Origin of the sequence: Klebsiella sp. 54 (assembly GCF_018223875.1) — a bacterium.
Classification (GTDB): domain Bacteria; phylum Pseudomonadota; class Gammaproteobacteria; order Enterobacterales; family Enterobacteriaceae; genus Klebsiella; species Klebsiella quasipneumoniae.
The window spans coordinates 284,515-296,753 of record NZ_JAGRRA010000010.1; the positions used below are offsets into that span (position 1 = coordinate 284,515).

Here is a 12,239-nt window from a genome sequence, read left to right on the forward strand (position 1 = left end):
CTACCTTCTACAGCAAGCTCTTGACGTAAGCGTCAATGTCGCTGATATATTTTTCTATGCCTTGCGCATCCTTTTCGCGAATCAGATGCTCAAGCGTTTCACATAACTGCTTGCCGGGTATCAGATTAAGCATAGCAAATGCCCCTTTGAGGCGGTGGGCGGTTTGCGCCAGAGCAGCAAAATCACCCGCTTCGTTTTCAGTATACAATCTCTGAACATCATCCGGTACCGTATCGGCAAACAGTGCGTAATAGCCGCTGGCATGGAGTTCGGCGTTACTCTCGTTTCCTGAGGTGGCGGGCTGAACCGCCTCCTCCGCCAGCTGCTGCTCAATAAGCTGCAGGATAGCCTCCTGCATCGCCGTGCTAATATTAAAGTTGACCCGCAGTTGGCCCGGGCCGATTTTGCGTATCCCAACCTCATCATCGCTTAAAAGCAAGCCCGAAGCAGTAAGATTAGACGGATTATCCGTTAAATACAGATCGAACGCTTGACTTGTCGCTCGATCGTCCGGCGTGATGCAGGACGCCCCCCAGCTCTCCAGCTGGCGGGTGACAATCCGCCGTACTTCGCTGGAGGTCACATCCAGCAGGACGATAACGTCATCCAGCAGATGTTCTCCCGCCTCTGGCGCCTCTTCGCTGGCCGGCATTTTCAGATGCAGGCTATAGCGAGTCCCCAGCGACTCCCGCGCTTTGATGGTCAACTGCCCGCCCAGCTTGCGCGTCATACGGTCACATAACCAGAAGGTAAGGGCGTTCGCTTTGCCGTACAGATCGCTCTGAGTCTCATTGAGATACGGGAAGTGCATATTGTCGATCTCGTTTGCCGAGACCCCGTTGCCAGTATCCAGTATGCGGAAGGTCAGGCGATCGCTGGCCGACTCTTCCTGGCAGACGTCGAGGGAGATCTTGCCGATAGGCGTGGTGGTGATGGAATACTGGATCAGCAGTACCAGCGTGCGCCGCAGGGCTTCACGGTCGCCATAGCGTTGCTCGCCGGCAGGCAGCGCGTTATTGATAAGCAACTGCAGACCCTTGCGCTTCATCGCCGGCAGCACCTCCGGTACGACGTCGTCGATCAGCTCCTGCACCGAGAACAGCGACTGGCTGGTTTTCCAGGCATCGCTTTCCAGCAGGTTGGCGAGCTGAATATCATCGATCAGTTTGACCAGCTCATCGGCATGCTGCGCCAGCGTCCGGCTCTCCGCGCCGTCGAGCGCCGCTGCCTCAGCCGCCAGGTTAAGGGCTGGCTGCTTCAGGGCGCTGCCGATATGCCGCATAAAGGTCGTCCGGCCCTGCTGGTTTTTCTCATACAAGCGCTGGGCCTGTTTGAGCTTTTTATTGACCAGCACTTCGCGGTCCTGGTCTCGGATAATCAGGATCTGCGTGCGCGGCGCAACCTGGCTGCGATACTGGCGGATCTCATACTGTTCGTTGTTGACGGTGGCCTGGATCACCCCCTGATGCTGGTCCGCCATGTTAGTGATGTTCTGCAGATTCAGGTGCGGAAGCAGATGGTCGGCAATTGGGTTGCTGATCACCGTTCGGTTGGCTTCCTGATCGTGGACCAGCAGCCCCAGCGGCAGCAAAGAAACAATTTCTTCATTAAGGGCACGCAGTAAACGCAGTTCGCTATTGGCGGCGGAGGGGAGCCCGGCGCCCGAGGCGCTGCTGCGACCTTTATAATGCCGAAAGGTCGTGAAACCGAACAGCGCCAGCGCCAGCAGGCCAATGTTAAGCAGCAGCGGCAGAAGAATGTTTTGCAGGGATTCCAGCAGCATGGTGCTCATCGGTACCGTCCACACTAACTGCATACCGGTGGTGCTGATGTCGGTGGCGATGTCAATCTGCATGCCGTTGAAGGTGATCCCGATATGATCGCTAGCCTCTTTCTCGGGGCTGGCGGCCACATTTTGCGTGGGATCAGGCTCGATACGAAAGCTATCCAGCGCCATGCCCGGCGGGATCAGATCGTTAATCGGCAGGTCGAAGGCGACCACCGTTGCCAGGTGTCCTGGCTGATTGAAGGTAGTACGTAACGTAAAGTAGTGCGCGTTCTGCCAGGCAAGATGGCGCAGCGGCGAGAAGGTCTCGCGCTCATCAAGGGTATTGGCCTGCAGCAGCATTTCCGCGCGCCGGGATTCCACCACGCTGCTGATCGTTGACTCTTTAAAGCTTGAGGAGAGGTCCTTCAACGGCAGGGTGGAGATAAGGATCAGGCTATTGTCCAGCCCATTGAGATAGTACATCGACCACGGAATGGTCTCCGCGCCCCACAAAATATCCAGATAATCGGACATTTTCTGCGTCATCTCGAGGGTCGAACTGTCGTGGGAGCCAAAGATCAGGGCTTCGGTTTTACGCCGGGGCTTCTCCAGATAGTACACGTCCTGCTTTAAACGCGTCTCCTGCAGACCGCCGCTGGCGGTGTTGGCGGAGGTGGCGGCGATATTGTCGTAGATCTGCCAGGTGGCATAGCGCCAGGTATCAATGCGTTGGTGCAGGGCATGGGAGACATCAACTACCTGATAGCTCTTCTCTTTCAGCCAGGCATTGACGGCGCTTTGAATCATCACCCCCATCGTCGCCAGCAGGACAATAACCATCAAAATGAAGAAGCGGCTGATGTTGCCGGGGATCAGAGAGAATTTTTTCGGGGTCATCTTGTGGCTGAACGACTCATCATTGTTTGTAAACAGGATGTAGCGCCAGAGTAACTGGCAACAAAGCAGATGCTGCAGGCAGTATAAAGGCTAATGGCGTAAATCCATACTACAGATTGGTGCCAGCGGCGCGATACCGCCCAGGAATTATCTTAGAAACGAAGCGTAAATGAAACCGCGTCCGCAAGACTGACCAGTGACGATATTGACAGAAACAAAAGCCAGGAATCGCACGAAATAACAAGACATTGGCAGAATAAGCGCAAAAGACGGCCTAATTGATTGATTAATAGTCGTTAGGGAATCATTGGCTGTAGCACAGATAAATTAAAGTTGTGTAAAGAAGGGTAAAAAAAACCGGATGCGAGGCATCCGGTTGAAATAGGGGTAAACAGACATTCAGAACTGAATGACGGTAATAAATAAAGTTAATGATGATAGCGACTATTATTTTAGTCACCGATGATCATTTTGTTTTACCATTCAGTGCTATAGGCTTAGTTTTGTATATCGTGTTGATTTTAAATGGCTAAATAATTTTTTTGATTATTAGTGCGTATTTCCCTGGCCATTTTGGGGTAAAAAAAAGTTCCGCCATATTTACAAATTGAAACATCTTGTGGGAACTTTGAAACATCTTAGAAGTTTTAGTATCATATTCTTGTTGGATTATTCTGCATTTTGCAGCACAATGAAATAGCCGACTGATTAGAAGGGTAATCAGTAAGCAGTGGCATAATAAAAGGCATATAACAAACAGAGGGTTAATAACATGAAAGTTAAAGTACTGTCCCTCCTGGTACCGGCTCTGCTGGTAGCAGGCGCAGCAAATGCGGCTGAAATTTATAACAAAGACGGCAACAAATTAGACCTGTACGGTAAAATTGACGGTCTGCACTACTTCTCTGACGACAAGAGCGTCGACGGCGACCAGACCTACATGCGTGTAGGCGTGAAAGGCGAAACTCAGATCAACGACCAGCTGACCGGTTACGGCCAGTGGGAATACAACGTTCAGGCGAACAACACTGAAAGCTCCAGCAATCAGGCATGGACTCGTCTGGCATTCGCCGGTCTGAAATTTGGCGACGCGGGCTCTTTCGACTACGGTCGTAACTACGGCGTAGTATACGACGTAACGTCCTGGACCGACGTTCTGCCGGAATTCGGCGGCGACACCTACGGTTCTGACAACTTCCTGCAGTCCCGTGCTAACGGCGTTGCAACCTACCGTAACTCTGACTTCTTCGGTCTGGTTGACGGCCTGAACTTTGCTCTGCAGTACCAGGGTAAAAACGGCAGCGTCAGCGGCGAAGGCGCGACCAACAACGGTCGTGGCGCTCAGAAACAGAACGGCGACGGCTTCGGTACCTCTGTAACTTATGACATCTTTGATGGCATCAGCGCTGGTTTCGCGTACTCTCACTCTAAACGTACCGACGATCAGAACAACCTGGTTCTGGGTAACGGCGACAACGCTGAAACCTACACCGGCGGTCTGAAATACGACGCGAACAACATCTACCTGGCCACTCAGTACACCCAGACCTACAACGCGACCCGCGCTGGTTCTCTGGGCTTTGCTAACAAAGCGCAGAACTTCGAAGTGGTTGCTCAGTACCAGTTCGACTTCGGTCTGCGTCCGTCCGTGGCTTACCTGCAGTCTAAAGGTAAGGATCTGGAAGGCTACGGCGACCAGGACATCCTGAAATATGTTGACGTGGGCGCGACCTACTACTTCAACAAAAACATGTCCACCTATGTTGATTACAAAATCAACCTGCTGGACGACAACAGCTTCACCCGCAACGCCGGTGTTTCTACCGACGACGTGGTTGCACTGGGCCTGGTTTACCAGTTCTAAGTCGCAAGATGCATAACAAAAAGGCGCCTCCGGCGCCTTTTTTTATGTCTGGTTTAACCTCGCTGGTATACTCTTGTCGCCCTGGTAAGAGGAGCCTCGATTAATGGATATGACTTTCTTTCGCGCCGCGCTGTTGGGCGCCTGCGTACTGTTCTCTGGCTGCGATTCAGCCACCACTCCCGCGACACCCGCATCAACGGCCACCGTGCTGGATGGCAAAACAATGGGCACCTTCTGGCGGGTCAGCGTTATCGGCGTGGATGAGGCAAAGGCGCAGGCGCTGCGCGCCAAGGTTCAGGCCCAGCTGGACGCCGACGATCGCCTGCTGTCGACCTGGAAAAACGACTCGGCGCTGATGCGTTTCAACCACGCGACGGATACCCGGCCCTGGCCGGTGAGCGAAGCGATGGCGGATATCGTCACCCTGTCGCTGCGGATTGGCGCCAAAACGCACGGCGCGATGGATATTACCGTAGGGCCGCTGGTCAACCTGTGGGGCTTTGGCCCGGATAAACAGCCGGTCGCCACCCCGGATGCGCAGGCGATCGCCGCGGCGAAAGCGCGCACCGGCCTGCAGCATCTGCAGGTTATCAATCAGAGCGGCAGGCAGTTCCTGCAAAAAGATATTCCCGATCTGTTTGTCGACCTCTCCACTGTGGGGGAAGGCTATGCCGCCGACCACCTCGCGCGCTTGATGGAGCAGGAAGGGATCTCCCGCTATCTGGTGTCGGTAGGCGGGGCGCTGGTGAGCCGCGGGATGAACGGCGAAGGCAAGCCCTGGCGGGTGGCGATCCAGAAACCGACCGACCGGGAAAACGCCGTTCAGGCGATTGTCGACATCAATGGTCACGGCATCAGCACCTCCGGCAGCTATCGCAACTACTATGAACTCGATGGCAAACGTATCTCGCACGTCATCGATCCGCAGACCGGGCAGCCGATAACCCATAAGCTGGTCTCCGTGACCGTCATTGCGCCAACGGCGCTGGAGGCGGACGGCTGGGATACCGGGCTGATGGTGCTGGGGCCGGAAAAAGCGCAGCAGGTGGTGCGCGAGCAGGGCCTGGCGGTCTACATGATCGTCAAAGAGGGGGAGGGCTTTAAAACCTGGATGTCGCCGCAGTTCCGTACCTTTCTCGTCGGCGAAAAAAATTAAAAAGCAAGATTGCGGGTTTTTTGCTGCGGGCTTTACCGCAGACTGAGGATACACTTACAGCAGGAGACCCGTGATGAAACCGATAGTTGCCGATACCGATGACCGCCGCTGGAAGGCGGTCTGCGAGCGTGATACCCGGGCCGATGGTCAGTTCGTCTTTGCGGTACTGACCACCGGCGTCTGCTGCCGTCCCTCCTGCCGCTCACGGCGCGCGCGGCGGGAAAACGTGCGCTTTTTTGCTGACGTCGCTGCTGCCGTGGCGGCGGGATTCCGCCCCTGCAAACGCTGCCAGCCGGATAAAGACTCTCCGCAGCAGCAAAGGATCGACAAGGTGGCGCAGGCCTGTCGGCTGCTGGAGCAGGAGGCGCCCCTGACCCTCGAGGCGCTGGCGTGCGAGCTGGCGGTCAGCCCGTTTCATTTCCACCGTTTATTCAAATCCGTCACCGGCATGACCCCGAAAGCCTGGCAGCAGGCGTGGCGCGCGCGACGCCTGCGGGAGGCGCTGGAGCAGGGGAAACCGGTGACCCGCGCCGCGCTGGCGGCCGGCTTTCCCGACAGCAGCAGCTATTATCGCCAGGCCGATGCCGCCTTAGGGATGACCGCCAGCCAGTTTCGCCGCGGCGGCGCCGCCACCGTGGTGACCTGGACGACGGGCGACTGTGCGCTGGGCCGCTGCCTGGTGGCGCAAAGTGAACGCGGCGTCTGCGCTGTGCTGCCGGGTGATAACGATGCTGCTTTGCTCGACGATCTGCGTCAGCGCTTTCCCCGCGCCGAGCTGCGTCAGGGCGACCCTGAGTTTCGTCGTCAGATGGCGGAGATTTTCGCCCACCTCGACGACAGCCGGCGGCCGGTGTCGCTGCCGCTGGATCTGCGGGGCACCGCGTTCCAGCTGCAGGTCTGGCAGGCGCTGCGGCAGATCCCGGCGGGGGAGACCCGAAGCTACCGCCAGGTGGCCGAGCATATTGGCCAGCCGCGGGCGGTAAGAGCCGTGGCCGGCGCCTGCGCGGCGAATTCACTGGCGGTGATCGTTCCCTGCCATCGGGTGGTGCGTGAAGATGGCGCGCTATCCGGTTATCGCTGGGGAACGGCGCGAAAAGCGCAGCTGCTGGCGCGCGAGGCGCAACGAGAGGAGGAGTAATGCTCGATCTGTTTAGCGATACCCCACCGTGGCAGGAGCCGCTGGCCCCCGGCGCGGTGGTGCTTCGCCGCTTTGCCCGCGAGCGTGCCCCAGGGCTGCTGCAGGCGATTGCCGACGTCGCCCGCCAGTCGCCGTTTCGCCAGATGGTCACGCCGGGCGGGTACACCATGTCGGTGGCGATGACCAACTGCGGCCGGCTGGGCTGGACCACCGATCGCCACGGCTACCTCTACGCCCCGGTCGATCCGGTCACCCGTCACACCTGGCCGCCGATGCCGGCCGTGTTCCATGAACTGGCGCTGGCGGCAGCCGCGGCCGGCGGCTATCCGGGCTTTTCCCCCGACGCCTGTCTGATTAACCGCTACCAGCCCGGCGCAAAGCTGTCGTTGCATCAGGATAAAGATGAACAGGATCTGCGGGCGCCGATCGTCTCGGTCTCCCTGGGCCTGCCGGCCATCTTTCAGTTTGGCGGGTTGCAGCGCAGCGACCCGCTGCAGCGGCTGTTGCTGGAGCATGGCGATGTGGTGGTCTGGGGCGGGGAGTCGCGCCTGTTTTATCATGGCATTCAGCCGCTGAAAGCGGGCCATCATCCCGAGACCGGCGACTGTCGATATAACCTCACCTTTCGGCAGGCGGGCCGTCCCGGCGATTAAAATAAGAATTATTCTTGATGTCACCGGCGAGCCGTTTAAACTGCTGGCTGTTTTGCTTTTCCGGATAGCCTGTTATGGAACTTCTTTCTCTCGTCTGGCGCCAGTATCGCTGGCCGTTTCTGGGCGTTATTGCCCTTAGCCTGCTCAGCGCCGCGCTGGGTATCGGCTTAATCGCTTTTATTAACATGCGCCTGATCGCCACTGTCGATACCTCGCTGCGGGTGCTGCCGGAATTTCTTGGCCTGCTGGGGCTGTTAATGGCGGTGACCCTGGGCTCGCAGCTGGCGCTGACCACCCTCGGCCACCATTTTGTTTTTCGCCTGCGCGGCGAGTTTGTGAAACGCATCCTCGATACCCAGATTGAACAGGTGGAGAAGATCGGCAACGCGTCGCTGCTTGCCGGGCTGACCAGCGATATCCGCAATATTACCATCGCCTTTGTACGCCTCCCTGAGCTGGTGCAGGGGATCATTCTCACCTTCGGCTCCGCCGCTTATCTGGCCTGGCTGTCAGGAAAAATGATGCTGGTGACGGCCCTGTGGATGGCGCTCACCATCTGGGGCGGCTTTGTGCTGGTGTCGCGGGTGTACAAACATATGGCCAGCCTGCGCGAAACGGAAGATAAGCTCTATCACGACTACCAGACGGTGCTGGAAGGGCGCAAAGAGCTGACCCTCAACCGGGAGCGCGCGGAGTATGTGTTTAATCAGCTCTATCTCCCGGACGCCCGCGACTACCGGCACCACATCGTTCGCGCCGATACCTTCCATCTCAGCGCGGTCAACTGGTCGAATATTATGATGCTTGGCGCCATCGGGCTGGTGTTCTGGATGGCCAACAGCCTCGGCTGGGCCGATACCGCTGTGGCGGCGACCTACTCCCTGACGCTGCTATTTCTGCGCACGCCGCTGCTCTCCGCCGTCGGCGCGCTGCCCACGTTGCTTAGCGCCCAGGTGGCGTTCAACAAGCTGCGCCAGTTCTCGCTCGCCCCTTACCGGGCGGATTTCCCCCGGCCGCAGCCGCAGGCTGACTGGCAGACGCTGGAACTGCGCGATGTCACTTTCCATTATCCGGACCATCGCTTTGCGGTAGGGCCGCTTAACCTGACGCTAAAACGCGGCGAGCTGGTGTTTCTCATCGGCGGCAACGGCAGCGGCAAGTCAACCCTGGCGATGCTCCTGACCGGCCTGTATCAGCCGGTTTCCGGTCAGATTCTGGTGGACGGCCAGCCGCTGGCGGCGGATAAACCGGAGGCGTACCGCAAACTGTTCTCCGCGGTGTTTACTGACGTCTGGTTGTTCGACCGTCTGCTCGGACCGCAGGGCGAGGAGGCCGATCCGGCGCTGGTGGCAACGTGGCTGGAGCGTCTGCAAATGGCCCACAAGCTGCAGCTGGAAAACGGTAAGATCGGCGACCTGCGGCTGTCGAAAGGGCAGAAGAAGCGCGTGGCGCTCCTGCTGGCGCTGGCCGAGTCCCGGGATATCATTCTGCTGGATGAATGGGCAGCGGATCAGGATCCGCATTTCCGCCGCGAGTTCTACCAGGTCCTGCTGCCGCTGATGAAGCAGATGGGGAAAACCGTGTTTGCCATCAGCCATGACGATCACTACTTCCAGCACGCCGATCGCCTGCTGGAGATGCGTGCCGGGCAGCTGTCCGAGCTCACTGGCGAAGAGCGGGCGCAGGCCTCCCGCGATGCGGTGGCCCGCACGGCCTGATTCACGCTGCGCGCCCGGGGAAAGCCGGGCGCACCTGAAATTTTTAGCGTCTACAGTGCTGACGGTTATTATTTCCCCCTCCTCGCGCTATGCTTAAGGCTTCCGGCCCGCAGGCCGGCTCACTATTCTCAAAAGGATTGCCTGACCGATGTCCGTTTTGCATAAAAAAAGCGCCCGCTTGCGTGACGAAGAGCGCGCCCGTCTGATTTGGCTCTTGAGCACCGATAAAGCGGTGACCTCCGCGCTGCTGGGCAAACTGACGCTGGCCGAACGTTACGATGAAGGGACGCTGGCCGATGACCTGGCTGAAGTGGAAATGCTGGTCTCGCATCTGCCGCCGCCGGATCTCGCCGATGCGCTGGAAGCGCTCCCCTATGACGCCCGCACCGCGCTGTGGTGCCTGGTGCCCGACGATAAACGCGGCGAAGTGCTGCTGGAAGCTTCAGAAAACGTCTGGGGCGACCTCATCGATAAGATGAGCGACCACGAGCTGCTGCAGGCGATGCAGCCGCTGGATATCGATGAACAGGTTTACCTGCTGCAGCATCTGCCGCGCAATCTGACCGGACGGTTGCTGGCGACCCTGCCGGCTGAGAAGCGCGCCCGTATTCGCCAGATTATGCGCTATGCCGACAACAGCGTCGGGTCGATCATGGAGTTTGAGGTCATTACGGTGCGGCCGGAGGCCACCCTGGCGGCGGTCCAGCGCTATCTGCGGCGTCTCGGGAAAATGCCGGAGAACACCGATAAACTGTTCGTCACCACCCGCAATAAGCTGCTGCTCGGCGAGCTGGAGCTGCAGACCATTCTGCTCAACGATGCGCAGAAGCGGGTGGGGGAGGTGATGGAGGGCGATCCGGTCACCTTTCAGCCGCATGAAGAAGCGGAGAAGGTGGCGCGCACCTTCGAGCGTGATGACTTGCTCAGCGCCGCCGTTATCGATGCCGATGGCAAACTGATCGGCCGTCTGACCATCGATGAGATCGTCGATGTGGTCTATGAAGAGACCGACAACGATCTGCGGCGGATGGGCGGCCTGAGCGATGAAGAAGATGTCTTCGCCCCGGTCAGCAAAGCGGTGAAAACGCGCTGGGCGTGGCTGGCGGTGAACCTGTGTACGGCGTTTATCGCTTCCAGGGTCATCGACGGCTTCGAACATACCATTTCACAGCTGGTGGCGCTGGCCTCGCTGATGCCGATCGTCGCCGGGATCGGCGGCAATACCGGCAACCAGACGATCACCATGATCGTTCGGGCGATGGCGCTGCAGCAGATCCAGCCCGGCAGCTTTACCTTTCTGATCCTGCGTGAAATGGGCGTTGCGCTGATTAATGGCCTGGTGTGGGGCGGGATCATGGGGGCCATCACCTGGTGGCTGTATGACGATCCGCAGCTTGGCGGGGTGATGACGCTGGCCATGATGCTCAACCTGCTGATGGCGGCGATGATGGGCGTGATAATCCCGATGGTCATGGTGAAGCTGGGGCGTGACCCGGCGGTCGGCTCCAGCGTAATGATTACCGCTATCACCGACACCGGCGGCTTCTTTATTTTTCTGGGTCTGGCGACGCTGTTTCTGATGTAGCCTGCGCTTTTGCCCGCAGGCGGCGGGGGATGATCGCCATCGCGACAATCCCCGCCAGCACGCCAATCGCCAGATTGCTGGTTCCCACCGTCGCGGCGACGGTCACCAGCATCACCAGCGTTTCCGGCCACGGATTGCGCGCCAGCTCGCCCGGGAGAATGCTGTGCCAGCTAAAGGTCTTCACCGCCACGATCACCATCACCCCGGCCAGGACCGCCATCGGGATTTTCGCCATCACCTGGCTGAGCGCTGTCACCAGCAGGAGCAGCACCAGGCCGGCGATAACCGTTGAGAGACGGCTACGGGCTTTGCCCATTTCCACGTTAACGATAGTCTGGCCGATCATCGCGCAGCCCGCGATACCGCCATAACAGCCGGCGAGGATGTTGGCGATCCCCAGCCCGGCGCTCTCCCGCGATTTATTCGACGGCGTATGGGTCAGGTCATCCACCAGCTTAGCCGTCAGCAGAGACTCCATGAGGCCGACAAAGGCGATGCTGAGGGCGCACGGCCAGATTATCTGCAGGGTGGTCAGGTTCAGGGGAACGGTCAGGGCGGTGAACCCCGGCAGGCCGCCGCTCATTGACCCTTCATCACCCACGGTCGGCAGCAGCTGGCCGGTGGTCGCGGTATAGAGAGTGAGCGCGACGATGGCGATCAGCGGCGCCGGGATAGTCTTAATAAAGCGCGGCGCCCACAGAACGATAAGCAGCGTCAGGACGAACAGGCCGACGATCAGCGGCTGGCGGCTCCAGAAGTGCGGCACCTGGGCGAAGAAAATCAGGATCCCGAGGGCGTTGACGAACCCGGTCATCACCGCCGGGGGAATAAAGCGCATCAGACGCGCCATGCCGCACAGACCAAACAAAATTTGAATCATACCCGCCAGAATGACGGCTGGCAGAATGTAACCCACGCCGTGCTGATGCACCATCGGGCCAATGACCAGCGCCACTGATCCCGCGGCGGCGGTGACCATCGCCGGGCGTCCGCCCAGTAGCGACATCGCCAGACAGAGCACGACGGAAGCAATCAGGCTCACCTGCGGGTCAACGCCGGCAATAACCGAAAACGAAATCACTTCAGGAATTAACGCCAGGGCGGTGAGCACGCCGGCCAGGACTTCGCGCGTCAGCAGCGACGGAGAACGAAGGATCGGACGCAGGTTGCCGGAAGCGGCGGGGTCTGAAACTGGGGGCATAAAAAAAGTTCGCAGATTATAAAAAAAGGAGGAGCGGTGTCAGGCCCTGCTTCCGTGCGGTCTGTCACAAAACCAGGGATGATAGCGCGGAATCTGCCAGGGCACCAGTACAAAAAGTGATTTGGTGTATACATTTATTAAACATTTTTATAACGGATCTCAAAACAGAACTTAAAATTTAAACAATATTTAAATTTTTGAGCTTCGGTGGTAACGTGAGGGGTGAGAATCGTATCACCTGCGCTAAATAAAACAGCGA

General features: G+C 58.4%; 8 protein-coding genes. 6 read left to right on the forward strand and 2 right to left on the reverse strand.

Annotated elements, in window-relative coordinates:
* Nucleotides 1-7: 7 nt before the first annotated feature.
* Nucleotides 8-2,665 (reverse strand): phosphotransferase RcsD, encoded by a 2,658-nt coding sequence (gene rcsD / locus KHQ24_RS19860; RefSeq protein ID WP_064150955.1) that lies wholly within the window; start codon nucleotides 2,663-2,665, stop codon nucleotides 8-10.
* Between the two features lie 772 nt (nucleotides 2,666-3,437).
* Here rcsD and ompK36 point away from each other — a divergent pair.
* The 6 genes from ompK36 (at nucleotide 3,438) to mgtE (ending at nucleotide 10,779) form a co-directional block, all read left to right on the forward strand.
* Nucleotides 3,438-4,529: a porin OmpK36 gene (gene ompK36 / locus KHQ24_RS19865; protein WP_004201679.1), complete on the forward strand. Its 1,092-nt coding sequence runs from the start codon at nucleotides 3,438-3,440 to the stop codon at nucleotides 4,527-4,529.
* A gap of 103 nt (nucleotides 4,530-4,632) precedes the next feature.
* Complete coding sequence (gene apbE / locus KHQ24_RS19870; RefSeq protein ID WP_004201678.1) at nucleotides 4,633-5,685, forward strand: FAD:protein FMN transferase ApbE; 1,053 nt, start codon at nucleotides 4,633-4,635, stop codon at nucleotides 5,683-5,685.
* 73 nt (nucleotides 5,686-5,758) lie between these two features.
* A complete protein-coding gene (gene ada / locus KHQ24_RS19875) occupies nucleotides 5,759-6,823 on the forward strand; it encodes a bifunctional DNA-binding transcriptional regulator/O6-methylguanine-DNA methyltransferase Ada (protein ID WP_053810125.1) in 1,065 nt (354 codons plus the stop codon).
* Nucleotides 6,823-7,476 (forward strand): DNA oxidative demethylase AlkB, encoded by a 654-nt coding sequence (gene alkB / locus KHQ24_RS19880; RefSeq protein WP_017899302.1) that lies wholly within the window; start codon nucleotides 6,823-6,825, stop codon nucleotides 7,474-7,476. The genes ada and alkB overlap by 1 nt, the downstream gene beginning before the upstream one ends.
* A gap of 74 nt (nucleotides 7,477-7,550) precedes the next feature.
* Complete coding sequence (locus KHQ24_RS19885; protein WP_211777427.1) at nucleotides 7,551-9,194, forward strand: multidrug ABC transporter permease/ATP-binding protein; 1,644 nt, start codon at nucleotides 7,551-7,553, stop codon at nucleotides 9,192-9,194.
* A 148-nt stretch (nucleotides 9,195-9,342) separates the two neighbouring features.
* Nucleotides 9,343-10,779, forward strand: coding sequence for a magnesium transporter (gene mgtE / locus KHQ24_RS19890; protein WP_004201674.1), 1,437 nt, complete (start codon nucleotides 9,343-9,345; stop codon nucleotides 10,777-10,779).
* Here mgtE and KHQ24_RS19895 read toward each other — a convergent pair.
* Nucleotides 10,742-11,980, reverse strand: a complete 1,239-nt coding sequence (locus tag KHQ24_RS19895) for a SulP family inorganic anion transporter (protein ID WP_004201673.1) — start codon at nucleotides 11,978-11,980, stop codon at nucleotides 10,742-10,744. The genes mgtE and KHQ24_RS19895 overlap by 38 nt on opposite strands.
* Nucleotides 11,981-12,239 lie beyond the last annotated feature (259 nt).